The organism is Nocardioides panacis (genome assembly GCF_019039255.1).
GTDB lineage: Bacteria > Actinomycetota > Actinomycetes > Propionibacteriales > Nocardioidaceae > Nocardioides_B > Nocardioides_B panacis.
Genome location: NZ_CP077062.1, coordinates 554,979 through 581,336 on the forward strand (window position 1 = coordinate 554,979; position 26,358 = coordinate 581,336).

Sequence of the window (26,358 nt, forward strand, 5' to 3'; positions counted from 1 at the left end):
GCGACGATGAAGTCGCGCTCCACGTCGATGTCCTGCGCGATCCGGTGCGTCACCTGGAAGGTGAACAGGGACAGCCCCACGGTGCGGTCGTAGGTGCCGGCCGCGAGCCAGTCCACGGCCTGTCCGCCGGGCAGCATCCAGCCCGTGGGGCAGTGCCAGAAGCGCACGTGGTGGCGCTGCGCGGGGTTGCCCGCGACCTCCTGCTGGTAGGCGAAATCCTGCGGCCGCTCGAAGAGGTGCAAGGGACTCACCGGTGCCTCGGGGTAGCTCACCCGGCGCAGCGTGGTGCTCACGATCCGCACGCTGCTGGCGAGGGTCACCTCGTCGGCCCGCACCCAGCCGGCCCGCTCCATCACCTCGTGAACCTGCTGCTCGTCGCCGCGGAGGGCGAGGTTGACCGGGTCGCCGAGCAGCCCGTCGGAGGTGCGGGCCCGGCCGATGAAGTAGCTCGGCAGGTAGAGGTAGGTCAGCACCCGGTGCACCCGCGGCAGCGCCAGGTAGGCGGCGATCACCCAGAAGGCCACGACGAGCAGCATCCGCCAGCCCAGGGTCAGGCCCTCGCGCAGGATCAGCAGGGCCAGCCAGGTGGCCGCGGCCCCGGCGAGCGCGAAGGCGGCGCCGTCCAGCACCTCGAGCGGCGAGGGGCGGTCGCGGGGCCGGGTGCCGGGCACGTCGGCCAGTGTTCCGAAGCGCGGCGGCGCTGCGGCAGGGACCGAAGTCCCTAGCCGGGCGGCGGCCGGCTGCCCGAGTCGGTCCCCGGCCCGGCCACGGAGACGAACTTCCACGAGAAGCCGCCGTCGGGCCGCAGGGTGAGGCGCAGCCAGCCGTGGGTGTCGCTGAACTGGCGGACGATGTAGGCGGGGGAGGAGGTGAACGCGCGGAGCCCGATCCCGCCGGTGGAGACCTGGAAGGCCGTCGTGCCGGTGCCGTCGTCGGGGGTGCAGGTGTCGTCGGACAGAACCGGGCACGACCGCTCGTAGTTGTGCTGCGAGCCGGACAGGGTCAGCCGGACGTCGTACTTGTCGATCACGTCGATCCAGGGCTTCACCTCGGTGCTCCGGCTGTGGGCGTCGGTGTCCGAGGTGAAGTACGGGTCGTGGTGGACGACGACCAGGTGCTGTCCGGCCTTCGTCGCCCGGGCCAGGTCCCGGTCCAGCCAGTCGGTGACCTCGCGGGCGCGGGCCGGGTCGAAGCGCCACAGTGCCGAGCTCAGCATCGCGAAGTGCCAGCTGCCGAGGTCGAAGGAGTAGGGGTCGCCGTTGCCGATCCAACCGATCTGCCGGTTCGCCCGCGACCGGGTGGTGTCGCCGGGACACTGCCCGTTCATGAAGTTGTCGAGGTCCTCGTTGCGGTCGGGCTCCCAGTCGTGGTTCGGTGCGCTGACCCAGTAGAGGTACGGCTTGGTGCCGCTCCACAGCCGGTCCCAGTAGTCGACGTAGTCCGAGCAGTAGGCGGTGCTGTACTGGAAGTCCCCGAGGCCGAGGAACGCGTCGACCGTGCCTGCCTTCAGCGCGGCCGCGATGGACGCACCGTTGCGGCCCGAGGCCGACGACGGGTCGCTGGTCCGCTCCCCGTTCATGTCGCCCACGGCGGCGAGGTGCACGGTCCTGCCCCGGGCCCCTCCGGCCTGGCCGCCCTCGTGGCCCCCCACCGGGCCGCCCGACCGGTCGCCGGCCCCGGAGCAGCCCGCGAGGAGGAGGAAGGCGGCCGCCAGCCACACGCGCGACGCTCTCAACGCAACCTCCGAATCGTGACAAGACGGGTGGCCCCCCGAGCCGACGCCTCATAGATTGCTACCACGTGACGCTGTGGTGCGCGTCGTCCGCGCGGGTCATTTCCGGTTCGGACGGCGGGCCCTGCGCGACACCCGCCTGGGAGGGGAGGCGCATGACGAAGAAACAGTGGCTCGGACCGGCGGCGGTGACCACCGCGCTGGTGGCCGTGGTCGCAGTGGGGTTCCTCGGTCCCGGCGCGGGGGAGGACGAGGCGGAGCCGCCGCCCCGCGCGGCCCGGTCGGCGACCCCGACCCCGAGACCGACGACGACCGCGACGGCGACGGCCCGGCGGGCGACGCAGGTGCCGGACCTGGACCGGGTCGTCGGGCGGCGAGGCCCGGAGGTTCCACCCGGCGGGCGGTCGCCGACGAGTGACAAGACCCAGAGCAAGCTGTGGTTCCACGACGGCCGCTGGTGGGGACTGCTGTACGACACCCGGGCCGGGGCCACGCTGATCCACCGCTTGGATCCGCGGCGCCGGGTCTGGGTGAACACCGGGGTGGTCGTGGACGGCCGTGACGGCGCGCGGGCGGACGCGCTGTGGGACGGGCACAAGCTGTACGTCGCGACGGGCACGACCTACGAGTCGGGCTGGGGCAGCCCGCCCACCGCCCGTCAGGTCCGCGCGGGGTCGGCGGTGCTGCAGCGGTTCAGCTACCGCCCGGACAGGAAGACCTACGTGCGCGACCCGGGCTTCCCGGTCCGGATCCACTCCGGGGCATCGGAGTCGATCACCCTCGACGAGGACTCGACCGGTCAGCTGTGGGTGACGTACACGCGGCTGCGGAAGGTCTTCGTCAACCGCACCACGGGAGGCGACAGGTCCTGGGGCAGACCGTTCGTGCTCCCGGGTCCGGCGGCCCGCGTCAACTCCGACGACACCTCGGGGGTCGTCGCGTTCGCCGGAGGCGAGGTCGGGGTCTTCTGGAGCAACCAGAACACCCGGACGTTCTACTTCGCGGTGCACGACGACGCCGCAGACGACCGGGCCTGGCGCATCGAGGTCGCCTACGGCCATCACTTCAGCGGCTGTTCCCGTGGCTGCGCCAACGACCACATGAGCCTCAAGGCACTGCCGGACGGCCGCGTGTTCGTCGCCGTCAAGACGGCGAACCGGGTGGCCGGGCAGCCCTTCATCGTGCTCCTGGTCCGCTCCGCTTCCGGCTGGGCCGCGCACGTGGCCGGGACGGTCGAGGAGCTGTACACCCGGCCCCTGGTGGTGCTCTCCGCCGAGAAGCGGCTGGTCTACCTGTTCATGGTCGTCCCCGAGGAGGGCGGGGCGGTGTACTACAAGAAGTCCGACGTGGACCACATCGAGTTCGGACCCGGTCTGGGCACGCCCGTCCTCAGCGGGAGCGGACGGATCAACAACCCGACCTCGACCAAGCAGGTGGTCGACGACAGGTCCGGTCTGGTGGTGCTCGGCTCGGACGGCCGGCATGCTCCTTCCGGACAAGCCGTCAAGACGAGGAGCCGCTACTGGTTCAACACGGTCCCGGTCGGCTGAGCCCCGAGCCACCGCGATTCCCCCGCCTGACCCGGCGCGTCTGGCGGCCGGCGTCACCCGAGCAACGGGCCGGCCCACCGCCAGTCGCCCTCGGGCCCGAGGTACTCCACCCGCTGGACCTCCTCGAGGTCGTCGTCGCCGGCCGCCCACGCCAGCGCGTCCGCGTGGGCGTCGAAGGCGGCCTCGGTCACGACCTGGCCCATGCCGTCGAGGAAGCGGTACGTCGTCACGCCGACGACGCTAGTCCCCGGACGGGCCCACGTCAGCAGTCGGCGGGGCACGAGATGATGAGCGGGTGCCGACACGCATCGCGGAGTTCTTCGAGCTCGTGGACCAACTGCCGGAGGTCCGGCGCACGGACCACGGCCGCTACGTGAGGGTGATGGTCGGCGACCGGACGTTCGGCTACCTGTGGCCGGCGACCAGCACCGTGGGGCTCAAGCAGACCGTCGCCGAGCAGCTGTCGCTGGTCGCCGAGCGGCCCGACGTCTTCGAGGTGCAGTTCACCTCCGGCGGGTTCGGCTGGGTGGTGCTGCGCCTCGCGGGGGTCGAGCGCGACGAGCTCGCCGAGCTGGCCTTCGAGGCCTGGCGGCTGACCGCCCCGGACGACCTCGTCGCCGCCCGCGACGACCGGTTGCCGACCTGACCGGGGTCGGGGACGGGCGTCAGCCGACGTGCAGGACCCGGAGCGTCTGCGCCGCCATCCGCGACTCGCCGAGCGCGTTGGGGTGCACGACGACCGGGTTGGTGCCCTGCAGCACCGGCTCCACCCAGCGCACCCCGATCGGCTGGCAGGCGTCGTGGCCCTCCGAGACGCCGGAGAGGTCGACGTACGTCGACCCGGTCGCGGCGGCGGCCCGGCGCACGGCGTCGTTGAGGGTGGCCTGGATGCCGCGCAGGTAGGGGACGTCCCCGGTGGCGATCGGCATCCGGTCGAAGCAGCCGACCGTCTCGGGCAGGATCCACGGGTAGCCGAGGATCGCCACGTCGGCGGTCGGGGACTTCGCGTGGACCGCCTGCAGCGTCCTGACGAGCGCCGGGTAGGTGCTGGTCCGGATCGCGTCGGCGAACGAGGAGCCGTAGCGGTCCCGGCACGGGCTGCCCTGGCCGAGCGTGGACAGCCCGGCCGTGCCGCAGGAGAGGATCGAGCCGATGAAGGTGTTGCCGTCGTTGCCGCCGATCGTCATCGTGACCAGCTGGGTGTCGCCGCTCAGCGCGTCCAGCTGCGGTGCCACACCGGGGGGACTGGGAGGTGAAGTAGTCCTTGGTCTGCGCGGCGCCGCAGGTGACGTCGGTGAGCTGGGCGGTGGTGCGCGCCGCGACCAGGTGGGGGTAGCTGCGCGTCGAGCGCAGGCACGACGGCGGGGCGGCCGGGTCGGGTGGGAGGACGCCGGAGGCGGCGCTGTAGGAGTCGCCCAGCGCGACGTACCGCAGCGGGCTCTCGGAGGCGGCGGACGGCACCGCGGCGGGAACGGTCGCGGCCACGACTCCGGCCGCGGCGGTCAGGAGCGAGACGACGGTGCGGCGCATGGGTCTCCCTGGGTCGACGAGGGGGGTCGCAGGGAGCAACGCTCCACCGGCCGCGGGGTTACGCCGCGCGGGTCAGTACGGCGTGGAGGCGACCAGTCGCAGGGCCCGCGCCATCACGAACGGGTCGGCCTGCCGGTAGAGCCACGGGCGCCCGAACCAGAGGTACCCGTCGACGTACTGCGCGGCCAGGTCCCGCGTCGCCGCGGGCAGTCCCCACCGCGGGTCGGCGACCTCCGTGGTGGGCGGGATGCCCAGGGTCACGCAGGTCCGGGCCAGCGGGTCGGAGCGGGTCCTGCAGACGAACGCGTTGTCCGGGTCCGGTCCGGTGTAGGAGCCGAAGGTGAACGGGTGACCGTTGGAGGAGGTGTTCACCACGAAGTGCTTGCCGACGATGCCGCGGGCCTCGAGCGCCCGGACGATGGCGGCGCCCCTGGCCACCTCGTCGACCGTCGAGGAGTAGTGCGTCCCGTTGAGCGCGAAGCCGCGGGCGGAGCCGATCCCGCCCTGCACCAGCAGGCGTACGGCGGCGTCCACCCCGCCCTGCCGGCCCGGGGCCGGCCAGTCCGCGGAGCCGGCCTCGATGTAGACGCTGGTGTTCGGCTGTGCGGAGAGCCGGCGCGCCGCGGCGGCGATCATCGAGGACGGCACGGTCGAGCCGCCCGGCGCGCACAGCGCGAAGGGGCCGTCGGGCTGCAGCACGACCGCCGCGTGGGCGTCCCCAAGGGCGTCGGCCACCCGGTTCGTCCAGTCCGCGTAGGAGGCCTGCTCGGCGGCGGTGGGCAGGCGCCGGCAGGCGTCGTGCTCCCACGGCTTCATGGCGAACAGCGTGAGCTGCACGAGCGCCTCGGGGTTCCCGGCCTGCGACGCCGCGACGTAGGCCCGGACCTTGCCGGCGATCTGCGTGTTCGGGATCCAGGCCCCGAACCACTTCGCCTTCGGACGCAGCGCGATCGTGGCGAGCAGCTGCTTGCGGGCTCCGGTCGCTGCGGCGTACGGCTGCCAGGCCTGGTCGCCACGACCCTGGTAGACCCCCCACGGGCGGTCCGCGAGCGGGTTGCCGGCGGCGTACGCCGTGCGCGCGGCCGGGTGCCCGGCGGCCGGGGTGCCGAGCGCCACCGAGGAGGCGCCGAGGCCCCCGGCGACGAGGGCGGTGCCGGCGAGCAGCGGGACCAGCAGCCGGCGCAGCCGACGGGCGGACGGACGGGCGGAACGGGTCATCGGGACTCCACGGCGTGGCACGGGCAGATGCGGTTCTCTTCGGCCGGTGGGTCGCTCATGTGAGCCTTCGGGTCGAGGGGCAGACTGCGGGGAGCGGCACGGCAGTGCACGAGTGAGGACCGGAGTGACCGGAGTGACTGGAGTGGCGAAGAACTGGGCCGGCAACGTGACCTACGGAGCCCGCCGCGTCCATCGCCCCGCGTCCGTGCCCGACCTGCAGGCGCTGGTGGCGCGCAGTGACCGGATCCGGGCGCTGGGCTCGCGGCACTCCTTCACCGCGCTCCCCGACAGCGAGGGCGACCTGGTGGAGCTCGACGCCCTGCCGTCCGAGATCGAGGTCGACGGCGTCGACCGGTCGGTCTCGGTCGGGGCGGGCTGCCGCTACGGCGAGGTGGCCGAGCACCTGCAGCGCGGCGGCTGGGCGCTGGCGAACCTCGCCTCGCTGCCGCACATCTCGGTGGCGGGCGCGGTGATGACCGGGACCCACGGGTCGGGGGACGCCAACACCACGCTGTCGGCGTCGGTCCGGGCCCTCGACGTCGTCGGGCCGGACGGGGACCTCACCACCCTGCGGCGCGGCGACCCGGGCTTCGACGCCGGCGTGGTGTCCCTCGGCGTGCTCGGCGTCGTCACCCGGCTCGTGCTCGACGTCGAGCCGACCTTCGAGGTCACCAGCACCCAGTTCACCGGGCTCGACTGGGAGACCCTCGACGGGCACTTCGAGGAGATCATGGGCTCCGCCTACAGCGTGAGCCTGTTCACCCGCTGGGGCGACCGGGTCGACCAGGCCTGGGTCAAGAGCCGCGGCACGTCCCCGGTCCGCGAGCTGTTCGGCGCCGAGCCCGCCGGCGAGACCCTGCACATGCTGGCCGGCGCACCCACCGAGGCGGTCACCCAGCAGCTCGGCGTGCCGGGTCCCTGGCAGGACCGGCTGGCGCATTTCCGGATGGCGTTCACGCCGAGCCGGGGGGAGGAGCTGCAGAGCGAGTACTTCGTGCCCCGTCGGCACGCCCGGGCCGCGTTCGCCGCGCTGCGGAGCCTGGCGCCGCTGCTCGCCCGGGTCCTCCAGGCCGGTGAGATCCGCACCATCGCCGCCGACGACCTGTGGCTCAGCGGCGCCTACCGGCAGGACACCGTGGGCCTGCACTTCACCTGGCTGCGGGACGAGCCCGCCGTGTACGCCGTGCTGCCGCACGTCGAGGCGGCCCTCGCCGGCCTGGGGGCGCGTCCGCACTGGGGGGAAGTGCTTCACCCTGACGAGCGAGGACCTGCTCCGCGTCCACCCGCGGCTGGCCGACTTCGCGGCGCTCCGGGCCGAGCGCGACCCGGGCCGGAAGTTCTCCAACCCGTTCACCGACGGGCTGCTCGCCGCGGCCGAGGCCTAGCCGGTCGGCAGCGTCCGCACGTAGTCCAGCCCGTGCCCGACCCACCGGGCGAGCTGCTCGTCGGTGCGGACCACCTCGTCGTCGACGTGCAGCCAGCCGTCCATCTCCCGGCCGCGCATCTCGAACCGCCGGACGTGCGGGGCGGCCACCAGCGAGTCGGTGAGCGCCGGGTCGACCCGCAGCAGCAGCCCGCCGCGGCCGCTGGCGCTGACCGCGAGGTGCCCGCGCACCAGGAAGGCGAGCCCGCCGAACATCCGCTTCTCGGTGAGGTCGGGCTCGCCCTGCAGGACGTCGCGGATGCGGTCCGCGAGCTCCGCGTCGTACGCCATCTCGACAGTATGCCGCGGGCCTGTCGGCCCGCCCGCCCACCGGCGTACCTCAGATCGGCGGCGCCGGCGGACCGGGCTGGTCCGGCTCACCCGGCCCGGTCGGGTCGGTGAGGGGCTCCGGCTCGGTGAACGGGTCCGGTGGCATGTCCGGGTCGGGGACCGGGTTGACCGGCGTCGGCTCGGCGGGGTCCGGGAGCATCGGCTCCGGCTCGAGGGGCGGGGCGGTCAGGGTGGTGCGACGCACGGGTCCTCCAGGGATCGGGTCGGACCCGAGGAGTACCCCGTGCCGGCACCGCCCAACCACCGCCGGCCTCAGCCCGCCGGCACGAACCCCTGGGTGCGCTCGCTGTCGATGCGGTAGCGGCCGTTGTCGAACGCGAGGTCCAGGGTCGTCGGCCGGCGGCCGGTCCCGAAGTGGTCGAAGCGGACGCGGTAGCTGACCACGAGCGTGCGCGGGTCCGCGGACAGCGCGAGGATCGTGCCGTTCCCGACGCCGTCCCAGAAGCGGCGGTAGGTGTCCAGACCGCCGCTCTGCCGCTGGAACTTCGGGGTGAGCATGGTCCAGGCGGTGTCCGGGTCGGAGGAGAGCGCGGCCACGTAGGCGCGGATGAAGGACTTCATCCCGGCGGCGGTGGGCCCCTGGGGCGCCGTGTCGCTCGTGGGGGTGCCCGTGGGGGTGCCCGAGGGGGTGCCCGTGGGGGTGCCCGTGGGGGTGCCCGTGGCGGACGGCGTCCCGCTCGGGCTCGTGGCCGGGTCGGGCGCGGCGGTCGGCTCCCGGTCGGGGCGGGTCGTGACCAGCACCACGGCGAGCACCGCGGCGAGGCCGACCAGCAGCGCGACCACGCCCCGGCGCGGCAACCGGCGGGACGAGACCGTGCCGGGCGCGGGCACCGGCGCGGGCACCGGCGCGACGACCTCGGTGGGGGCGGCCGCACCGGCCGGCACCGGCCGCGCCGGGTCGGCGAGGAAGTCCCGGACCTGCGTCATCGACCACCGGCCCGCGGGGTCCTTGACCATGGAGCCGGCCACCATCGGGGCCATCCAGCCGGCGCCTTCCGGTGCGGGCGGCTCGTCGTTGACGATGCGGTAGAGCCCGCCGAGCATGTTGTCGCCCAGGTCGTACGGCGGCCGCCCGGCCAGCACGTGGAAGGCGGTGGCGCCCAGCGACCAGACGTCGACGGACTCGTCCCCGCGCTCCCCGGCCGCGACCTCGGGGGCCAGGTAGGCCGGGGACCCGGTCACCAGGCCGGTCTGCGTGAGCGCGGGGTCGGTGGCGGTCCGCGCGATGCCGAAGTCGGCCAGCTTCACCCGGCCGTCGCGGGCGACCATGATGTTCGACGGCTTCACGTCGCGGTGCACGATCCCGGCCGCGTGCGCGGCGACCAGGGCGTCGGCGACCTGGCGCAGCAGCGGCGCCGCCTCGTCGGGGGACAGCGGGCCGCGCTCCCGGACCAGCCGGGCCAGGGTCACCCCCTCGACGTACTCCATCACCAGCCAGTGCGCGTCGGTCTCGGTGTCGGTGACGAGGTCGAACACCGCGACCACGTTCGGGTGGCTCAGCCGGGCCGTCAGCCGCGCCTCGCGCTCGACCCGAGCCAGGTCGGTGCTGTCGGCCCCGGGGAGCATCCCGATCCGCTTCAGGGCGACGTCGCGGCCGAGCACCTCGTCGTGCCCGAGCCAGACCGCGCCCATGCCGCCACGTCCGATCTCGCGGTCGAGCGAGTACCTGCCTGCGATCACGGGGGCCCTGGTTCTGTGAGGTGTCGTCCGGCCCTCGATGGTAGGCGGGCGCGGGTCAGGGGCGACCCCCGGCGTCAGCCGCGGGCACCAGTGCGAGCTCCACCGGCTCCAGCAGCCGCCGGACGCCCGAGCCGAGCAGCAGCTGGGCCCGCTCGAGCTCGACCGGACGCGACCAGAGGAAGCCCTGGCCCTGCTGCGAGCCGTTGCGGTGCAGCCAGCGGGCCTGCTCCACGAGCTCGATGCCCTCCGCGACCAGGACCAGGTTGAGCGCGGCGCTCATCGCGATGATCGCCTCGACCAGCGACGTGTCGTCCGACGCCCCGCCCAGCCGGTCGATGAAGGACTTGTCGACCTTGAGCACGTCGATCGGCAGCCGGGACAGGTGCGACAGCGAGCTGTAGCCGGTGCCGAAGTCGTCGATGGCCACCCGGATGCCGTGCGTCCGCAGCCGGCTCAGCGCGGTGACGGCGGAGTCGACGTCGGCGAGGAGCGCGGTCTCGGTGATCTCCAGGACCAGCCGGTCGGCGGGCAGGCCGCTGTCGGCGAGGGCGGCCAGGACCAGGTCCGCGAAGGCGGGGTCGGACAGCTGCTGGGACGCCACGTTGACGGCCATCGTGGGGCGGACCGCCCCGGCCTGCAGCTCCGCGCCGGCGGCGCAGGCCCTGCGCAGCACCCAGGTGCCGAGCGGGACGATCAGCCCGGACTGCTCGGCGACCGCGATGAAGTCGGCCGGTGGCAGCTGGCCCCGCTCCGGGTGGTTCCAGCGCACCAGTGCCTCGAAGCCGGTGATCTCCTGGGTGTCCAGGTCGACGGTGGGCTGGAAGTGCAGCACGAGCTGCTCCTGGGCCAGTGCCTGGCGCAGCTGGATCCGCACCGACAGCTCGTCCATCGCCCGGGCGTGCAGGCTGTGGTCGTAGACCGCGACGCTGCCCTTGCCCTGCTCCTTGGCGAGGTACATCGCGGCGTCGGCGTTGCGCATCAGCTCGACGTCGCCGAGCTCACCGGCGTGCGCGGTGGCGATGCCGATGCTGGCGCGCACCGTGTGGGTGACGCCCTCGAGGTCGATCGGGTCGCCGAGCGCCAGCAGCAGGCGCTCGGCGATCAGTGCGGCGGCGGTCTCGTCGGTGTCCTCCAGCAGGACCGCGAACTCGTCGCCGCCGAGCCGGGCGGCCGTGTCGTGGTCCTCCAGCGCGCCCAGGATCCGCTCCGAGACGGTGACCAGCAGCCGGTCGCCGACACCGTGCCCGAGCCCGTCGTTGACCAGCTTGAAGTCGTCCAGGTCGATGAAGAGGACGGCCAGGGCGGGGGCGTCGGGGCGGTGCAGCGCGTGCGCGAGCCGGTCGCGGAAGAGCTGCCGGTTCGCGAGTCCGGTCAGGGAGTCGTGGAAGGCCTGGTGCGTCAGCTCCTCCTGGAGCCGGGTGCGGTCGGTGACGTCGCGCAGGGTCAGCACCCAGCAGGCCACCGCGGTGTCGTCGCGCAGGTCGTTCAGGGTGCCCTCGACGACGAGCACGCGGCCGTCGGCGTGCCGCATCCGGATCGAGAGGTTGCGCTCGCGGTGCAGGCTGCCGGTGAGCAGCTGCACGAAGCCGGCGCGGTCGTCCTCGGCGACCAGGTCGACGACCCGGCGGCCGGTGAGCTCGTCGGCGGGGATGCCCAGCACGGCCTGGGACGCGGGGCTGACGAACGTCGCGGTGGAGTCGCCGTCCAGGGTCAGCACCACGTCGGCGCTGTTGTGCACCAGCGCGGTCAGCCGGCGCTCCCCGGCGTCGACGACCTGCCGCTCGGTGAGCTCCCTCTGCACGGCGCGGTGCCGACGGGCCAGCCGGTTGAACCAGGTGAACCAGCCGATGCAGACGACCACGAACAGCCCGCCGACCAGCAGCACCACCGTGCGCCCGGTCGCGGCCTGCTCGGCGTCGATGGCGCGGCCGGTGGCGTCGAGTGCCGTCAGCAGGCGGGACCGGTCGCCGGCGTCGTACGTGCTCGTCCAGCGGCGGCCCAGGGCGGCGGCCCGGGCCGCACCCGGTGCGCCGGACTCGCCCAGCCCGGCCAGGGCGGAGCGGACCGGCGCGGGCGCCACGGCGGGGTCCGAGGCGGTCACGGCCGTGGTGGCCCGCACCCACGCGACGTGCTCGGCGTCCACGCGGTCGTCGAGGTGGTAGACGTGCAGCAGGAACCAGAACTCGCAGGCCAGGACGCCCAGCACGAGCACGAGCCGGACCGCGCGCTGCGGCACGCTCAACCCGCCGACCGCCATGCCGTACCCCTTGCGTCACCCCGAGGACTGTCCGATATCTACCGTTAAACGATAAATGGACCGGCCCCGCCGCCGGGCCGAAACCGGCGAACCCGGGCCGGCATGCCAGGGGCGGGTCAGTTGTAGCGGAAGCCGTCCATGGAAGCGGCGGAACAGACCGCCTTTGCGGGGCAGCGGGGCCTCGGGCGGCGGAGTGGTGGCCCGGCGGGACGCGATCGGCTTGTCGTAGTCGGTGCGCAGGATCGCTTCGATGACCTGCTCCTCGGTGTAGTCCTCGGAGCCCTCGATCACCGGTACGTAGCCCACCAGCATGCCGTTGCGCATCACCTGCGCCTCGAGCTCGGCGGTGCCGTCGGAGTCCCAGGTGGCCTCGCGGCCGTCGGGGAGCCGGATGCTGACGCCGAACTGGTAGACGCCGACACGTGCGAGCTCGGCGTCGGTGCCCCGCTCGCGCAGGGCGTCCACGACACGGCGGGCCTTGTTCTCCTCCATCGTCCGCAGAATACCCGGGCGCCCCAGCACCACCCGGTCCCGATCGGGCGTTCCGCTCGCCCGGGCCATGGACACCGGCCCCCGATGGCCCGGCTGCTCGTCCCCTCTGGCGCCGTAAGGCTATGGAAGGTGGCAGCGACCGCACCCACGATGGGACGAAGGAGACGCGGCCGCAGGGGAGCCCGGCCGCGAGGCGATCAGGGGACGGCATGGCTGCGCAGGGTGCGGAGAAGGCCCGGTTGCGGCTGCCGACGGCGGCCGCGGCCCTGGTGGCGGCGGCGGCGCACGTGCCGGTGACCGGCGAGCACCTCCGCGAGGCCACCTACATCGGGGTGCTGTTCGTCGCGCTCGAGATCGCGATGGTGTGCCTGGCCGTGCTGCTCGTCGTGGCCGACCGGCCGGTGGTCTGGGCGGCCTCGGTGGTCGTCCCGGTCCTGGCCATCGTGGCGTACGTCGCCAGCCGGACCGTCGGCCTCCCGCAGATCGCCGACGACGTCGGGCGCTGGACCGAGCCGCTGGGTGTGGTGTCGGTCGCGGCGGAGGCGACGATGGCGCTGCTCGCCCTGGTGCACCACCTCCCCGCGGCCCGGCTCGGGACCGCCCGGGCCACGCCCGCGGTGCTGGCGCTGGTGCTGCTGGCCGGCGGACTGGCCGCGACCGGCGAGGCCGCCGCCCGCTCGGACGTGCCGCACCGGCACGGCGGCCACATGGGCGCGCACAGGGGCGCACCGGCGGAGGCCGGCGCGGCGTACTGGTCCGACGTGGCCGGCCGCCGTGCCGGGGGCGGGGTGGTGCGCCGCTACTACGTCTCGGCGGACCTGGTCCAGTGGGACTACGCGCCGGGCGGGATCAACGTGATCACCCGGCACCCCTTCGACGAGGACGAGAGCGCCCAGGTCTTCGTCGGCGGCGGGCCCGGCCGGATCGGGTCGAGGTACACCAAGTGCCTCTACCGCGGCTACACCGACGCCTCGTTCCGGAAGCGGTCCCCGCGGCCCGCCTCGGACGCCTACCTGGGTGTGCTCGGCCCGGTCATCCGCGCCGAGGTCGGGGACACCATCCGGGTGGTCTTCCGCAACGCCTGCTCGTTCCCGGCGAGCATGCACCCGCACGGCGTGTTCTACGCCAAGGCCAGCGAGGGGGCGCCGTACGCCGACGGGACCTCGGGCGCCCGCAAGGCGGACGACGCGGTGCCGCCGGGCGGCCGGCACACCTACGTGTGGAAGGTGCCCGGTCGCGCGGGGCCCGGTCCGCACGACGGCAGCTCGGTGATGTGGATGTACCACTCGCACACCGACGAGATCGGCGACACCTATGCCGGGCTGATCGGCCCGATGGTGGTCACCGCCCGGGGGAGGGCCCGGCCGGACGGGTCGCCGAAGGACGTCGACCGCGAGGTTTTCGCGTCGTTCTTCATCGACAACGAGACCCAGAGCCCGCTGCTCGCCGAGAACATGGCGAGGTACGGGACGCCGCCGATGCCGGCGGACCCCGACGACGACGAGGAGTTCGTCGAGTCCAACCTCAAGCACTCCATCAACGGCTACCTCTACGGCACGATGCCGATGATCACCGTGCACCGCGGCCAGCACGTGCGGTGGTACGTCATGAGCATGGGCACCGAGGTGGACCTGCACACCCCGCACTGGCACGGCAACGACGTGGTGGTCAGCGGGATGCGGATGGACGTGGTGAGCCTGCTCCCGGCCGGGATGGTGGTGGCCGACATGGTGCCCGACGCCCCCGGAACCTGGCTGTTCCACTGCCACGTCAACGACCACATCGCCGCCGGGATGCAGACCCGGTACCGGGTGACCTGACCCGGTTAGGCGCGCCTCGGAGGGGGTACGTCGCGGGCATGGCCGACATCATCACGCTGATCTACGAGGACCACGACTGGTTCCGCCGCCGCTTCTTCTACCTCGACGACGCCCGCACCGACGAGGAGCTCGCCGCGATCTGGGGGCCGCTCGGCACCCGGCTCGACACGCACGCCCAGGCCGAGGAGGAGATCCTCTACCCGGTGCTGCTCAAGGTGGGCAAGGCCGGTGACCCCGAGGACGAGACCGACGACGCGATCGGCGACCACAACTCGATCCGGGACGCCGTCCGGGACGCGAACGCCGCGCAGGTGGGGACGCCCGAGTGGTTCGAGGCCGTCGGACGGGCCCGGACCGAGAACGGTGAGCACCTCGACGAGGAGGAGCGGGAGGCGCTGCCCGACTTCATCAAGAGCAGCACGCTGGAGCAGCGGCACGAGCTGGCCATGCAGTGGCTGCGGTTCTACGCCGACCACCCGGCCGGCCGCGGCGTGGACGACCGGGACAAGGACCCCGCGACGTACATCGCGGAGAACAGCTGACCCGGGTCAGGGTGCCTGCGCCGCCGCCCGGGTACGTCGCTCCAGCTGCTCGATCCGGGCCGCCTGCTCGGGCGTGATCTCCTCGCACACCCAGTCCCAGTGCAGCGCGACCAGGGCGCCGACCACGGGCTGGTCGATCAGCGCCCGACGGTCGACCGACCAGCGGGCGGTCTCGGTGGCGCTGCCCGCGTCGGTCAGCCGGGCCCCGTCCCAGGCGAGCACCCGCGAGGAGACCCTCACCTGCTCACCGGCGACCGCCAGCACCTCGCCGACCCGGATCCGGCACCGGTCCAGCACCCACACGGCCGGACCGGGCGGGCGGCCCTCGCGCAGCAGCCCGAGCCACGGGTAGACCTCGAACACCTGGAAGCTGTGGTGCGGCACCGCCCGGGCCGCGGCCTCCCGCCAGCTGCCGCCGCCCTGGCCGCGGAACCGGTCCGTCAGCCGGTCCACCAGGACGGCCGGGTCGACCCGGTCGAGCAGGTCGCTGCCGATCCAGTAGGCGTCCACCACGTCCGCGTCCAACGGGTCCGCGACGCCCACCACCTCGGCGATCAGCTCCAGGTAGCTCCAGGCACCCTCGAAGTGCCGGGCCCGGCGCTCCAGCTCCCGGGTGGCGTCGGCGTCGAGCAGCGCGCGGGCACCCGGCGGCCCGCAGTAGCCGAGCTCGTTGGGCGGGTAGGCGTACTGCGCGAAGCGCGCCGCGCCGAGCCGGCTCACTCAGCAGATCCGGGGGAGCTGTTCGCCGATCGGCAGGTCCACCACCCGGGTGCCGCCGAGGCCGGTGCGGGCCACCACCATCCGCGGGTGCTCGGCGACGCAGCGCCCGATCCGGCGCGCCCCGGAGCCCAGCGGGTGCCGGTGCATCGCGGCCAGCAGCTCTTCGGCCCGGTCGGCGGGCACGACCGCGAGCAGCTTGCCCTCGTTGGCGACCTGCAGCGGGTCGAGCCCGAGCAGCCCGCAGGCATCCTTGACCTCGGCGGGGACCGGCAGGTCGCGCTCGACCAGCTCGATGCCCACGCCGGACGCCCGCGCGATCTCGTTCAGCGTCGCCGCCACGCCACCACGGGTCGGGTCGCGCAGCACGCGTACGTCGATCCCGGTGGCCAGCATCTCGGCGACCAGGCCGTGCAGCGGAGCGGTGTCGCTCACGACGGTGGTGCCGAACTCCAGGCCCTCCCGGCAGCTCATCACCGCGATGCCGTGCACCCCGATGTCGCCGCTGACGATCACGGCGTCGCCGACGCGCGCCCGGGCCGGTCCGATCTCCACCCCGTCGGCGACCACCCCGATGCCGGCGGTGTTCACGAAGACGCCGTCGCCGCTGCCGCTGTCGACGACCTTGGTGTCGCCGGTGACCAGCTGCACGCCGGCGACCTCGGCCGCCTTGCCCAGCGCGGTCGCGACCCGCCCGATGTCGCTCAGCGCGGTGCCCTCGGCCAGGATGAACGCCGTCGACAGGAACAACGGAGTGGCGCCGGCCATCGCGAGGTCGTTGACGGTGCCGTTGACCGCGAGGTCGCCGATCGAGCCGCCGGGGAAGAACATCGGCTTGACCACGAACGAGTCGGTCGAGAACGCCAGCCGTCCGGCCGGCACCGACAGCACCGCGGAGTCGCCGAGCTCGGCGCGCGCCGCACCGCCGTACGCCGGAAGGAAGAGCTGCTCGATCAGCTCACCGGACATCGCCCCGCCGCCGCCGTGCCCCATCACGATCGTGGGGGTGTCGCGCAGCGGCAACGGGCAGACCCAGCCCTCGAAGTCCAGGTCGTTGCTCATCGGCTCTCCACCAGGCCGGTCCCCGACGGCTGGGACAGCTCGACGTGCTCGAGCCGGCGGTAGGTGTAGTAGGCCGCGCAGGCCCCCTCCGAGGACACCATCGTGGCGCCGAGCGGGTTGCGGGGCGTGCACTCCTTGCCGAAGGCCGCGCACTCGTGCGGCTTGATCAGGCCCTGCAGCACCTCGCCGGAGCGGCACAGCTTCGACTCGTCGGTGTGGATGTCACCCACCGCGAACCGGGTCTCGGCGTCGAAGTCGGCGTAGCGGTCGGACAGCCGCCAGCCGCTGGCCGGGATCATCCCGATGCCGCGCCAGGTCCGGTCGGTCACCTCGAACACGTCGCGGAGCATCTCCTGCGCGGGCAGGTTGCCCTCCGGAGGCACCACGCGCGCGTAGGCGTTCTCCAGCTCGTGCCGCCCCGCCTCGAGCTGGATCACCGTGCGCCGGATGCCCTCGAGGATGTCCAGCGGCTCGAAGCCGGTGACGACGATGGGGACGCCGTACCGCTCGGCGAGGGGTGGGTACTGCGAGGTGCCCATCACACTGCACACGTGGCCGGCGGCCAGGAACGCCTGCACCCGGCAGGTGGGGGACTCCATGATCGCCGCGATCGCCGGCGGGACCAGCACGTGCGAGACCAGCAGCGAGAAGTTCGCGATGCCCTGCCGCCTCGCCTGGTAGACCGTCATCGCGTTGGCCGGCGCGGTGGTCTCGAACCCGATGCCGAAGAACACCACCTCGCGGTCCGGGTTCTCCCGGGCCAGCCGGAGGGCGTCGAGCGGCGAGTAGACCACGCGTACGTCGCCCCCGGCGCCCTTGATCGCGAACAGGTCCCTGCCGCTGCCCGGGACCCGCAGCATGTCGCCGAAGGAGCAGAAGATCACCCCGGGCTGCTCGGCGATGGCGAGCGCCTTGTCGATGATCTCCAGCGGCGTGACGCACACCGGGCAGCCGGGGCCGTGGATCATCTCCACGCCGTCGGGCAGCAGCTGGTCGATGCCGTGCCGGATGATCGAGTGCGTCTGGCCGCCGCAGACCTCCATCATCGCCCAGGGCTGCGTGGTCTCCGCGTGGATCTCGTCGACCAGCCGGCGGGCCAGGTCGGGATCGCTGAACTCGTCGAGGTACTTCATGGTGTGACTCCTGACTGTCGGGCCGCGCGCGAGAACCCGTCGCCGAACTCCTCCTCGAGGATCCCGAGCCTCTCGAAGCTGGCCAGCGTCTCCTGGGCCGACCTCTCGTCGAGCCGCTGGATCGCGAACCCGACGTGGACGATGACGTACTCACCCGCCTGCACGTCAGGGATGTAGGCCAGGCAGACCTCCTTGCGCAGCCCGCCGAAGTCCACCTCCGCCATGGTCTGGCCGTCCGCCTCGTGCACCGAGACCACACGGCCGGGAACTGCGAGACACATGTCGTTCCTCCCTTCCTCTCGTTCAGGCCACCGAGCCGACGAGGACCTGCCCGAGTGCGATCCCGCCGTCGTTGGGCGGCAGCAGCCGCGGGCGCAGCACGGTGAACCCGTGCTCCTCCAGCTGCCGCACGCTGGTCGCCAGCAGCAGCGCGTTGGCGAACACGCCGCCGCCGAGCGCCACCACGTCCAGTCCCGTCGCGAGCCGCGACCGGCCGGCGAGCTCGACGACGAGCGCCGCGACGCCGGCGTGGAAGCGGGCCGCCACCCGCGCCGGGCCGGCGCCGCGGCGTACGTCGTCGACGACCGCGCGCACCACCGGGCCGGGGTCGGCCACGACGGCGCCGTGCGGGTCCTCGACGAGCCCGAACGCGTACGGCGCCGCTGGCCCGTCGTACGCGCGGGCCAGGGCCTCCAGCCGCACCGCCGCCTCGGCCTCGTAGTCGCTGGTGTGCCGGACCCCGGTCAGCGACGAGACGGCGTCGAAGAGCCGCCCCATGCTGGAGGTCGGCACGCAGCCGAGCCCGGTGTCGAGCTGGTGCGCGAGCACGGACCGCTCGCGGTCGGGGCAGGCCGCGACCGCTGGCAGGTCCTCGGACCAGGGCACGCCCGCGGCCCGCAGGTGCGCCAGCGCCATCCGGTAGGCGCGGCGCACGCTGGCGTCGCCGCCGGCCAGCGGGACGTAGCCGAGGTGCGCCGCCCGCCGGAGCTCCTTGTAGCCCGCGACCAGCACCTCACCGCCCCAGATCGCGCCGTCGGTGCCGTAGCCGGTGCCGTCGAAGGCGACCCCGATCACCCGGTCGTCGAGGCCGAGGCCGTGCTCGCCCATCACCGAGGCGACGTGCGCGTGGTGGTGCTGCACGGTCCGCACCTCCCGCCCCTGGGCCCGCTCCCGGGCCCAGGCGGCCGAGCGGTAGCCTGGGTGCGCGTCGGTGACCAGCCGGCCGGGCCGCACCCCGGTGAGCTCCTCGAGGTGCCGCTCGGTGCGGCCGAGCGCGTCCTGGGTGGCCAGGTCGTCGAGGTCCCCGACGTGCTGGCTGAGCCACGCGTAGCGCCCGGCCGCCAGCGCGCAGGTGTTCTTCAGGTCGGCCCCGGTCGCCAGCACCGGGTCGACCTCGAAGGGCAGGGCCACCGGCAGCGGTGCGTGACCGCGCGAGCGGCGCACCGGCAGCTCGGCGCCGGCCACCACGCGGGCGACCGAGTCGTCGCACGGCACCCGGATCGGCCGGTCGTGCACCAGGAACGCGTCCGCGAGGTCCCCGAGCCGCTCGCGGGCCTCCGCGTCGTCGGTGACGATCGGCTCGCCGGACAGGTTGCCCGAGGTCATCACCAGCACGTCCGGCCCCGGGTCCCCGGCCTCCCCGAGCAGCAGCACGTGCAACGGCGTGTACGGAAGAAGGATCCCGAGGTCAGGTGACCCCGGCGCGACGCCCCCCGCGACGCCCCCCCTCCGAGTTGTCAGGCGGTGGATCGGTCCCGACCGAGTGAGCGCCTGACAACTCGGGGCGGGGGAGGAGGACGACGGGCTTGCGGGGGCCGGTGAGCAGCCCGCGCTCCGCCTCGGTCATCGACACCAGGCCCTCGGCCACGGCCAGGTCCCGGGCCATCACCGCGAACGGCTTGGCGCCGCGCTGCTTGCGCCGCCGCAGCTCGGCGACCGCGTCCTCGTTGCGGGCGTCGCAGGCCAGGTGGTAGCCGCCGAGCCCCTTGACCGCGACGACCTGCCCGTCCGCGAGCAGCTCCCGCGTCCGTCGTACGGCGGCGTCGCCGGTGTCGTGGATCCCCGGGCCGTCCAGGGCGAGCGTCGGGCCGCAGTCGGGGCAGGCGACCGGCTGCGCGTGGAACCGCCGGTCGCCGGGGTCGTCGTACTCCGCGCGGCAGGCGGCGCACATCTCGAACCCGGCCATCGTGGTGGCCGCCCGGTCGTAGGGCAGCGAGGTGATGATCGTGAAGCGCGGACCGCAGTTGGTGCAGGAGATGAACGGGTGCCGGTAGCGCCGGTCCAGCGGGTCGGCGAGCTCGGCCAGGCAGTCCTCGCACACCGCGACGTCCGGCGAGGCGAGCGTCCGTCCGGCGCCGCCGCTGCTGTCCTCGATGCTGAAGCCGGTGCCGCCACGGGTCGGCAGGTCGGTCTCGTGGAGCCCCTCGACCTCGGCGAGCGGCGGCGCGTCGTCGACCAGCCGGCGGCCGAAGACGTCGACGGCGTCGGGGTCGCCCTCGACCTCGACGACGACCCCGGAGGGGGTGTTGCACACCGAGCCGGCCAGCCCCAGCTCAGAGGCGGTGACGTAGACGAACGGCCGGAAGCCGACACCCTGCACGAGCCCGAACACGTCGTAGCGACGGCGCACCCGGGCGGCCCGGCCGCTGCCCATCAGCTGCAGGCCGCTCAGCGCGGTCCTGGCCGCCGCCTCGTCGATCGCCTCGACGGCGAAGCCCATGTGGATCAGCACCCAGTCGCCCGGTGCGGGCTGCGCCTCGAGCATCCCGACGTTCACCTGGCGCTGTGCGCCCTCGACGTCGACGAGCGCGACCTGGCCGGCGTAGCCGTCCGCGAGGGCCACGACCCGACCGGGGATGCCCAGGCACATGTCAGGCCTCCTGCGGGACGTCGGCGCGCAGCAGCCGGTCGAGCAGCCGGTCCACGGTCTCCACCGCCCGGGGTACGGCGGCCGCGACGGCGGCACCGAGACCGATGCCGTCGGCCGTGGACGCGGGACGGCAGCCCACGACGTAGGTCGGGGGGAGCGTGCCGCCCAGGGTGCTCAGCGAGGCGAGCACCGCGACCGGGTTCATGCCGTGCGGGTCGAAGTCGTCGGCGCCCAGGTCGTCCGGCCCGACCTCGAGCACGGTGATCTCGCCGGGCTCGCCGTGCGGCACCGCGTCGACGATCACCAGGGCGTCGTACCCGTCCAGGAGGTCGTAGGCCAGGTGCATGCCGCGGATGCCGTAGTCGACGACGCGGACGTCGTCGCCGGCGCGCGCGCCCATCCGGCGGACGACCTCGGGGCCGAAGCCGTCGTCGGAGCCGAACAGGTTGCCGATGCCGGCGACCAGGACCGTCACGGCCGGCTACATCTGCCGCATGCGGAGGTACCGCTGCAGGTCCGGCACCGACTTCACCCCGGTCGCGGCGGCGGCCGCTGCCAGCGCCAGGACCACCAACGTGGTCAGCTTCCCGATCATCCTCATGGTCGGCTCTCCTCTCGTTCGGTGAGCGGTTCGATCTCGTCCGGTGCGAAGTAGCTGAAGCGGCCGTACCACTCGTGCAGGTCGGCGGCCGGGTCGTCCTCGAGCACCACCGCGACGTGGGTCCGGCCGTCCACGTCGAACAGCACCCCGGTGACCCGGGCCGCCCGGTCGGCCAGGAACAGGTCCTGCGCGTCGGCCCGCCGCCGGGGGTGCAGCCGCACCCGGGTGCCCGCGCCGACCCGCACCCCGTCGACCAGGACGGTGTCGGACCCCGGGTCGACCGAGGCGTCGGTGGCCGGGTCCCACCACGGCGGTGCGTCCGACCCGGCCGGGCCGTGCGGGTCGCGGAAGACGCCGTGCAGCTGCTGGAGCTCCGCCGGGGTCATCGCGTCGCAGCGGTCGATGAGCGCGGCCGCCCTGGGGTCGGTGGCCCGGGCCTCGGCCTTCTCGGCGTCGGTCATCGTCATCACCCGCAGCGTGAGGATCTCGTCGATCTCGGTGGCGTCGAACAGTGCCTGCGCGCTCTCCGCGGCGACCTGCGGGTGGTCGTAGAGGATGATCGGCGACCCGAGCAGGAGGTCGGTGTCGCCCTCGTCGCCCGCGAGGAACGGCCAGCAGCGGTCCTGGCGCAGCCCGTCGGCGATCGGGCGTGCCGCCGGCGGTGGGTCGACCATCGAGACGAAGCCGCAGCCGTCGGCCTCGACGAGCAGGTGGGCGCCGAGCAGCGACGTGCGCGTGGCGTCCTCGGGCGTCGCGGGCCGCTCCGGGTGGTCGTTGCGGACCGTCACCGAGAGCCGGGTGAACGGGCCGTGCCGCTCGGTGCCGACCGTGACGACCGCGCGCAGCGGCCGGCGGTGCCGCACCAGCGATCCGCCACCGGGCAGTGCCTCGACCTTTTCGCCGCCGTCGACGGTCACCGGGGTGTCGGGGACACCGCCGGCCGAGACGTCGGCGCGCACCACGACCTCCTGCTCGACGGCCTCGTCCCAGGTGAGCTCGGTGTGGTCCCCGACCGGCAGGGACGCGACCTCCGTGCCGTGCGCGTCGAGGACCTGCCGGTGCTGGAGCTGCAGGAACCTGAGGTGCACGTCGACCGACGACCCGGCCCGGACGCCGGTGAGGATCGTGTGCAGGGTCAGGGTGTCCGGCTCGCCGAGCCCGCGGTCCGCCGCGCCGGGCGGGCCGAGGACGCCGAACTGCCACCGGGCGCGGTTCTTGTCGGAGCTGGCGCGGTAGGGGTAGAGGAGGTACCCCTCGTAGAGCACCGCGTCGGCGACGGTGCGGGCCCGCTGGAGCCGGTCGGCGGGGACGGGGCTCACGGCTGCTCGCCCCCCGACCGGGGAGGACACCGCGCCGAGCAGCCGGCCGACGGTCTCCTCCCACGACACGAGACCGTGCCGGGCGCGGTAGTCGCCGAGCGCCGCCAGCACGTCGTGGTCGAGACGGATCCATCCCTGGTGCGGGAAGAAGGTGGCGATCATGTCCTGCCAGACGCGCACCGGCAGGTCGTGGCGCGCCTCGCTGTCCCAGGGCACCTGCAGCACCCCGAAGCCGTGCTCGCCGCGGGTGAACACCGTGCCGCTGAACAGCAGGCTCAACGGCAGCGTGCCGGAGCCGACGCCGTGCAGCAGCCGCGACCCGGTCACGTCGAAGTCGTAGGTGCAGGGCAGCGCGAGGTCGACCTCGGTGGCGCCGGTGAACCCCTGGACCGTGGTGTGGCACTGCATCCACTGGAACGGCTTGAGCGTCTGCGGCCAGCGCGCCCGGTCGCCGAACAGCGCGCGCAGCCCGGCCTCGTCGGCCTCGTCGTAGCCGCGCCGCTGGGGTTCGATGCGGACCTGGCAGCGCAGCGCCATCGCGTGCACCTGCACCCCGGTGCTCTCCTCGATCCGCAGCCGGGCGGTCAGCTCGGGGGTCGCGGCGTACGGCGTCGGGGCGACGTCGAGCACCCGGAAGGTCCACTCGCTCACGGGTGGGCCTCCCCGGGCCGGCTCCGGTCGTCGACCTTCGCGAAGAACTCCTCCAGGGCCACCCGGGCCTCCTGGCCGCCGTCGAACCCGCGCCAGGTCTGCCGCATCCGGCCGACCAGCTCGTAGCAGGCGTCGATCGGGACGACGTGGCAGCTGAAGCCCTCGTCCTCCCGCGTGCCCCGGACCAGCAGCGCCTCCACGTCGGGCAGCACCGTGGCCAGGCCGGGGTTGGCGGCCAGCACCCGCTCCCAGGCGGTGAGCGACAGCTCGGACTCGGTGGCACCCGCGGGCCCGGGGTAGAACGCCACGACCCGGTCCTGGGCCGAGTTGCGGAACAGGAACGCAAGCCCGACCGGGATCTGCAGCTCGTCCCAGTCGGCCCGGTCGAGTCGGAAGCCGGGGAACGCGAGGTAGCGGTCCGGCACCGCGCGGTAGCGCATCTCGGCGTGCTGGTCGGTGAACAGCAGGTAGCAGGGCCGGCAGGTGCACATCAGCCCGCGGCCCACGACGTCGACGACGTGCGGGTGCTCCTCGGCGACCGGGGCGCTGCACATCTCGCAGCGCTCGCCGGCCTCCACCGGGCGGCGGGTCTGGCTGATCCGGCGCAGCGTGCCGAGCTGCGCCCGGCCGCTGCTCATGCGCCGACCGTCGTCGGGACGGCGACCGCGACCGTGCCGGCCTCGGCCAGCAGCGGGAACGGGTCCAGGTGCAGGTCGGCCGCGTCCAGGCAGGCGCCCGCGCGTCGTACGTCGTAGTGCGCGCCGCAGGCGGGGCAGGTGAGCACCGCGTCCCCGGCCGTGCCGCCGAGCCGTCGCACCGGCAGCGCGCCCGCCAGGCTGCCGGCGCACCGTGCGCAGCCGTCCCGGAACGCGAACAGGTCCGGGCCGACCCGGCACACGAACAACGCGGTGTCCCCGGCGGTCGTGGTGGAGCCCTGTCCGGACGCGAGGCCGACGGCGGCGGGCAGCGTATGCCAGGTCGCGCCGGCTCCCGCGTCCGGTGTCCCGAGCTCGATCCGGGTGCGCAGGGCCTCGACCGGGATCAGCGTCCCGGTGGCCGGGACGGTGGTGGGTGACGCCACCTCGATCGAGGTGATCTCGGGGGCGGCGGCCTCGAGCGCGTCCCGGACCGCGAGCTCGAGGGTGACCGACGAGGACGGGCAGCCGTCGCAGGACCCGAGCAGCCGCAGGCGTACGGCGCCCGTGTCGCTCACCGCGAGCAGCTCCACGTCGCCGCCGTGGCTGCCGAGGTAGGGCCGCACCTCGTCCAGGGCGCGCTCGACGCGGGTGCGCACGTCGTACGGGTGGAGGCCGTGCACCAGCAGCAGGCTGGCGACCAGCTCGTCGCCGGCCAGCCGGCCGAGCAGCTCCTCGTCGAGCCGGCCGCTGTCGTGGACGATCTCCAGCAGCCGCTCGAGCCCGGCGCCGTACAGGTCGGTGACCGCGCGGACCAGGTCCTCGGCGCGCTCGCGGGCCCGGGCCGGGTTCGCGGGGCCGGCGCCCGCGAGCGCGTCGATCAGCGCGTCGATGCGCTCGCCGGTCCGCCGCAGGTCGGGCGGCGCGACGTCGTCGGCCGGTGCGGTCGGGTCCGGGGGCGCCTGGTGCATGGCCGCCCGCTCAGCCGACGCCGGCGGACTGGGTCGGCGTGTGCAGCAGCTCGATCTTCTTCCCGTCGCCGAGGTACATGTGCACCCCGCAGGGCAGGCACGGGTCGAAGCTGCGCACCGTGCGCATGATGTCGATGCCCTTGAAGTGCTCCCGGTCGTTCTCCTCGAAGATCGGCTGTCCCTGCACGGCGTCCTCGTAGGGGCCCGGGGTGCCGTAGGAGTCCCGCGGGTTCGCGTTCCACGGGGTCGGCGGGTAGGGGTGGTAGTTCGCGATCTTCCCGTCCCGGATCACCAGGTGGTGCGAGAGCACGCCGCGCACCGCCTCGGTGAACCCGCAGCCGATGCCGTCGGTGGGCACCTCGAACTTCTCCCACGTCTTCGTGCGGCCCGCCCGGATCTCGACCAGCGCCTTCTCGGCGAAGTGCAGCGCGGCGGCCGCGGCGTACGCCTGGAAGTAGGTGCGGGCCCGGTCGCGCTCGATGGTGTTGCTCCACCGCGGGACCTTCCACTCCAGCTCGACCGGTCCCTTCAGCGCCGTCTTGGGCAGGTTGATCCTCACGCTGCTGCCGGTCGACTGCACGTAGCCGATGTCCACCAGGCCGGCCAGTGCCGTGACCCAGAGCCGGGCGAGCGGTCCGCCGCCGGTGTCGAGCGCGAGGTAGTCCGTGCCGTCGTACCAGCGCGGCGACATCACCCAGGAGTACTTGTCGTCCAGGTCGCGCTTCTGCGGCCGGGGGTTGGTGTGCTGGTTCCACGGGTGCCGCCGGTCGACCGGGTTGCCGAGCGGGTCGTGGGTCACGAACATCTCCTGGTCCTGCCAGTCGTCGTAGTACGACGAGCCGAGCAGGATCCGGATGCCGAGGTTGATCTCGACGAGGTCCGTGGTGACCAGCCGGCCGTCCACCACGACGCCGGGGGTGACGTACATCGCCCGGCCCCAGCGGGTCATGTCCTGGTAGTCGAAGTTGCACACGTCCGGGTCCTGGAACGAGCCCCAGCAGCCGAGCAGGATCCGCCGGTTGCCGACCTCCTCGTAGCCGGGCAGCGCCTCGTAGAAGAAGTCGAAGAGGTCGTCGTGCATCGGCACGACCTTCTTCATGAACTCCACGTAGCGCATCAGCCGGGTGATGTAGTCGGTCATCAGCTGGATCGTCGCGACGGTGCCCACGCCGCCCGGGTAGAGCGTCGAGGGGTGCACGTGGCGCCCCTCCATCAGGCAGAACATCTCGCGGGTGTAGCGGCTGACCTGGAGGGCCTCGCGGTAGAACTCCCCGGTGAACGGGTTCAGCGCCCGCATGATGTCGCCGATCGTCCGGTACCCGTGCGCGGCGGCCTGGGGGGCCTCGGTGGCGTTCGCCCGCTCGAGGACGCCGGGGTTGGTCTCGGCGACCATCCGCTCGCAGAAGTCCACCCCGACCAGGTTCTCCTGGAAGATGTTGTGGTCGAACATGTACTCCGCGGCCTCGCCCAGGTTGACGATCCACTCGCCGATCGCCGGTGGCTTCACGCCGTACGCCATGTTCTGCGCGTAGCAGGAGCAGGTCGCGTGGTTGTCCCCGCAGATCCCGCAGATCCGGCTGGTGATGAAGTGCGCGTCGCGCGGGTCCTTGCCCTTCATGAAGATCGAGTAGCCCCGGAAGATCGAGCTGGTGCTGTGGCACTCGGCGACCTTCATGTTCCCGAAGTCGATCTTGGTGTAGATGCCGAGCGAGCCCACGATCCGGGTGATCGGGTCCCAGGCCATCTCGGTCAGGCCCTTGTCGTCCGTGGTGAACGTGCTGGGGCTGGGGATGGTCGACGTCATG

24 protein-coding genes and 2 pseudogenes are annotated in these 26,358 nt (G+C 73.6%); 5 read left to right on the top strand and 21 right to left on the bottom strand.

Going from position 1 to position 26,358, the window contains the following annotated elements; all coding sequences use genetic code 11:
- Positions 1 to 38 precede the first annotated feature (38 nt).
- Together KRR39_RS24225 and KRR39_RS24230 are read right to left on the bottom strand one after the other, a co-directional pair.
- Positions 39 to 536, bottom strand: a pseudogene (locus KRR39_RS24225) (LssY C-terminal domain-containing protein); the annotation flags it as partial.
- A 185-nt stretch (positions 537 to 721) separates the two neighbouring features.
- Complete coding sequence (locus tag KRR39_RS24230) at positions 722 to 1,735, bottom strand: metallophosphoesterase family protein (RefSeq protein ID WP_254185474.1); 1,014 nt, start codon at positions 1,733 to 1,735, stop codon at positions 722 to 724.
- Between the two features lie 152 nt (positions 1,736 to 1,887).
- Here KRR39_RS24230 and KRR39_RS02820 point away from each other — a divergent pair, with 152 nt between their 5' ends.
- A complete protein-coding gene (locus KRR39_RS02820) occupies positions 1,888 to 3,282 on the top strand; it encodes a hypothetical protein (protein WP_216940593.1) in 1,395 nt (464 codons plus the stop codon).
- Between the two features lie 53 nt (positions 3,283 to 3,335).
- On the opposite strand, the gene KRR39_RS02825 is transcribed toward KRR39_RS02820, so the two are convergent.
- Positions 3,336 to 3,512 carry a hypothetical protein gene (locus tag KRR39_RS02825; RefSeq protein ID WP_216940603.1) on the bottom strand — a complete coding sequence of 59 codons (177 nt, stop codon included), beginning with the start codon at positions 3,510 to 3,512 and terminating at the stop codon, positions 3,336 to 3,338.
- Between the two features lie 65 nt (positions 3,513 to 3,577).
- Here KRR39_RS02825 and KRR39_RS02830 point away from each other — a divergent pair, with 65 nt between their 5' ends.
- Positions 3,578 to 3,928, top strand: coding sequence for an MmcQ/YjbR family DNA-binding protein (locus KRR39_RS02830; RefSeq protein WP_216940606.1), 351 nt, complete (start codon positions 3,578 to 3,580; stop codon positions 3,926 to 3,928).
- A 19-nt stretch (positions 3,929 to 3,947) separates the two neighbouring features.
- On the opposite strand, the gene KRR39_RS02835 is transcribed toward KRR39_RS02830, so the two are convergent.
- Together KRR39_RS02835 and KRR39_RS02840 are read right to left on the bottom strand one after the other, a co-directional pair.
- Positions 3,948 to 4,517: an SGNH/GDSL hydrolase family protein gene (locus KRR39_RS02835; protein ID WP_216940609.1), complete on the bottom strand. Its 570-nt coding sequence runs from the start codon at positions 4,515 to 4,517 to the stop codon at positions 3,948 to 3,950.
- 367 nt (positions 4,518 to 4,884) lie between these two features.
- Positions 4,885 to 6,030 (bottom strand): glycoside hydrolase family 6 protein, encoded by a 1,146-nt coding sequence (locus tag KRR39_RS02840; protein ID WP_216940613.1) that lies wholly within the window; start codon positions 6,028 to 6,030, stop codon positions 4,885 to 4,887.
- 226 nt (positions 6,031 to 6,256) lie between these two features.
- Between KRR39_RS02840 and KRR39_RS25860 the strand changes: the two are divergent.
- Positions 6,257 to 7,210, top strand: a pseudogene (locus KRR39_RS25860) (FAD-binding protein); the annotation flags it as partial.
- A 201-nt stretch (positions 7,211 to 7,411) separates the two neighbouring features.
- Here the strand turns inward: KRR39_RS25860 and KRR39_RS02850 are convergent.
- The 4 genes from KRR39_RS02850 to KRR39_RS02870 all read right to left on the bottom strand — a co-directional run bounded on the left by KRR39_RS02850 (position 7,412) and on the right by KRR39_RS02870 (position 12,233).
- A complete protein-coding gene (locus tag KRR39_RS02850) occupies positions 7,412 to 7,744 on the bottom strand; it encodes a TfoX/Sxy family protein (RefSeq protein WP_216940614.1) in 333 nt (110 codons plus the stop codon).
- A 312-nt stretch (positions 7,745 to 8,056) separates the two neighbouring features.
- Complete coding sequence (locus KRR39_RS02860) at positions 8,057 to 9,484, bottom strand: serine/threonine-protein kinase (RefSeq protein WP_216940620.1); 1,428 nt, start codon at positions 9,482 to 9,484, stop codon at positions 8,057 to 8,059.
- 55 nt (positions 9,485 to 9,539) lie between these two features.
- Entirely contained in the window at positions 9,540 to 11,741 is a 2,202-nt protein-coding gene (locus KRR39_RS02865; RefSeq protein ID WP_216940624.1) for a putative bifunctional diguanylate cyclase/phosphodiesterase, read from the bottom strand.
- 15 nt (positions 11,742 to 11,756) lie between these two features.
- A complete protein-coding gene (locus KRR39_RS02870; RefSeq protein WP_216940627.1) occupies positions 11,757 to 12,233 on the bottom strand; it encodes a hypothetical protein in 477 nt (158 codons plus the stop codon).
- Between the two features lie 209 nt (positions 12,234 to 12,442).
- Between KRR39_RS02870 and KRR39_RS02875 the strand changes: the two genes are divergently transcribed.
- Positions 12,443 to 14,053 (top strand): multicopper oxidase domain-containing protein, encoded by a 1,611-nt coding sequence (locus KRR39_RS02875; protein ID WP_216940639.1) that lies wholly within the window; start codon positions 12,443 to 12,445, stop codon positions 14,051 to 14,053.
- Between the two features lie 38 nt (positions 14,054 to 14,091).
- Positions 14,092 to 14,595 (top strand): hemerythrin domain-containing protein, encoded by a 504-nt coding sequence (locus KRR39_RS02880; RefSeq protein ID WP_216940643.1) that lies wholly within the window; start codon positions 14,092 to 14,094, stop codon positions 14,593 to 14,595.
- Between the two features lie 6 nt (positions 14,596 to 14,601).
- On the opposite strand, the gene KRR39_RS02885 is transcribed toward KRR39_RS02880, so the two are convergent.
- From KRR39_RS02885 to KRR39_RS02935, 12 genes are read right to left on the bottom strand one after another with little or no spacing between them, the layout of a single operon-like run.
- Positions 14,602 to 15,315, bottom strand: a complete 714-nt coding sequence (locus KRR39_RS02885; RefSeq protein WP_216940645.1) for a DUF6390 family protein — start codon at positions 15,313 to 15,315, stop codon at positions 14,602 to 14,604.
- Positions 15,316 to 16,374, bottom strand: coding sequence for a hydrogenase expression/formation protein HypE (hypE, locus tag KRR39_RS02890; RefSeq protein WP_216940648.1), 1,059 nt, complete (start codon positions 16,372 to 16,374; stop codon positions 15,316 to 15,318).
- On the bottom strand, positions 16,371 to 17,507 hold the full coding sequence (gene hypD / locus KRR39_RS02895; RefSeq protein WP_216940651.1) for a hydrogenase formation protein HypD: 1,137 nt from the start codon (positions 17,505 to 17,507) through the stop codon (positions 16,371 to 16,373). The genes hypE and hypD overlap by 4 nt, the downstream gene beginning before the upstream one ends.
- Positions 17,504 to 17,788, bottom strand: coding sequence for a HypC/HybG/HupF family hydrogenase formation chaperone (locus KRR39_RS02900; protein WP_216940653.1), 285 nt, complete (start codon positions 17,786 to 17,788; stop codon positions 17,504 to 17,506). The genes hypD and KRR39_RS02900 overlap by 4 nt, the downstream gene beginning before the upstream one ends.
- Positions 17,789 to 17,810: 22 nt before the next feature.
- Positions 17,811 to 19,256, bottom strand: a complete 1,446-nt coding sequence (locus KRR39_RS02905; RefSeq protein ID WP_367303775.1) for a Kae1-like domain-containing protein — start codon at positions 19,254 to 19,256, stop codon at positions 17,811 to 17,813.
- A complete protein-coding gene (gene hypC, locus KRR39_RS02910) occupies positions 19,195 to 20,376 on the bottom strand; it encodes a HypC/HybG/HupF family hydrogenase formation chaperone (RefSeq protein ID WP_216940656.1) in 1,182 nt (393 codons plus the stop codon). Before hypC ends, KRR39_RS02905 begins: the two co-directional genes overlap by 62 nt.
- A 1-nt stretch (position 20,377) precedes the next feature.
- A complete protein-coding gene (locus tag KRR39_RS02915) occupies positions 20,378 to 20,851 on the bottom strand; it encodes a hydrogenase maturation protease (protein WP_216940658.1) in 474 nt (157 codons plus the stop codon).
- Positions 20,852 to 20,857: 6 nt separating this feature from the next.
- A complete protein-coding gene (locus KRR39_RS26475) occupies positions 20,858 to 20,977 on the bottom strand; it encodes a DUF6893 family small protein (protein WP_436972023.1) in 120 nt (39 codons plus the stop codon).
- On the bottom strand, positions 20,974 to 22,947 hold the full coding sequence (locus tag KRR39_RS02920; protein ID WP_216940660.1) for a DUF6084 family protein: 1,974 nt from the start codon (positions 22,945 to 22,947) through the stop codon (positions 20,974 to 20,976). The genes KRR39_RS26475 and KRR39_RS02920 overlap by 4 nt, the downstream gene beginning before the upstream one ends.
- Positions 22,944 to 23,585, bottom strand: coding sequence for a DUF5947 family protein (locus KRR39_RS02925; RefSeq protein WP_216940662.1), 642 nt, complete (start codon positions 23,583 to 23,585; stop codon positions 22,944 to 22,946). The genes KRR39_RS02920 and KRR39_RS02925 overlap by 4 nt, the downstream gene beginning before the upstream one ends.
- Entirely contained in the window at positions 23,582 to 24,553 is a 972-nt protein-coding gene (locus KRR39_RS02930; protein WP_216940664.1) for a NifU family protein, read from the bottom strand. The genes KRR39_RS02925 and KRR39_RS02930 overlap by 4 nt, the downstream gene beginning before the upstream one ends.
- Before the next feature lie 10 nt (positions 24,554 to 24,563).
- Positions 24,564 to 26,357, bottom strand: coding sequence for a nickel-dependent hydrogenase large subunit (locus KRR39_RS02935; RefSeq protein WP_216940666.1), 1,794 nt, complete (start codon positions 26,355 to 26,357; stop codon positions 24,564 to 24,566).
- Position 26,358 lies beyond the last annotated feature (1 nt).

Bases quoted from the DNA above. Each gene is read 5' to 3' on its own strand.
- KRR39_RS02820 (WP_216940593.1), top strand. From the start codon at position 1,888: ATGACGAAGAAACAGTGGCTCGGACCGGCGGCGGTGACCACCGCGCTG.
- KRR39_RS02840 (WP_216940613.1), bottom strand. From the start codon at position 6,030: ATGACCCGTTCCGCCCGTCCGTCCGCCCGTCGGCTGCGCCGGCTGCTG.
- KRR39_RS02850 (WP_216940614.1), bottom strand. From the start codon at position 7,744: ATGGCGTACGACGCGGAGCTCGCGGACCGCATCCGCGACGTCCTGCAG.
- KRR39_RS02865 (WP_216940624.1), bottom strand. From the start codon at position 11,741: ATGGCGGTCGGCGGGTTGAGCGTGCCGCAGCGCGCGGTCCGGCTCGTG.
- KRR39_RS02870 (WP_216940627.1), bottom strand. From the start codon at position 12,233: ATGGAGGAGAACAAGGCCCGCCGTGTCGTGGACGCCCTGCGCGAGCGG.
- KRR39_RS02875 (WP_216940639.1), top strand. From the start codon at position 12,443: ATGGCTGCGCAGGGTGCGGAGAAGGCCCGGTTGCGGCTGCCGACGGCG.
- KRR39_RS02880 (WP_216940643.1), top strand. From the start codon at position 14,092: ATGGCCGACATCATCACGCTGATCTACGAGGACCACGACTGGTTCCGC.
- hypE (WP_216940648.1), bottom strand. From the start codon at position 16,374: ATGAGCAACGACCTGGACTTCGAGGGCTGGGTCTGCCCGTTGCCGCTG.
- hypD (WP_216940651.1), bottom strand. From the start codon at position 17,507: ATGAAGTACCTCGACGAGTTCAGCGATCCCGACCTGGCCCGCCGGCTG.
- KRR39_RS02900 (WP_216940653.1), bottom strand. From the start codon at position 17,788: ATGTGTCTCGCAGTTCCCGGCCGTGTGGTCTCGGTGCACGAGGCGGAC.
- hypC (WP_216940656.1), bottom strand. From the start codon at position 20,376: ATGTGCCTGGGCATCCCCGGTCGGGTCGTGGCCCTCGCGGACGGCTAC.
- KRR39_RS26475 (WP_436972023.1), bottom strand. From the start codon at position 20,977: ATGAGGATGATCGGGAAGCTGACCACGTTGGTGGTCCTGGCGCTGGCA.
- KRR39_RS02925 (WP_216940662.1), bottom strand. From the start codon at position 23,585: ATGAGCAGCGGCCGGGCGCAGCTCGGCACGCTGCGCCGGATCAGCCAG.
- KRR39_RS02930 (WP_216940664.1), bottom strand. From the start codon at position 24,553: ATGCACCAGGCGCCCCCGGACCCGACCGCACCGGCCGACGACGTCGCG.
- KRR39_RS02935 (WP_216940666.1), bottom strand. From the start codon at position 26,357: ATGACGTCGACCATCCCCAGCCCCAGCACGTTCACCACGGACGACAAG.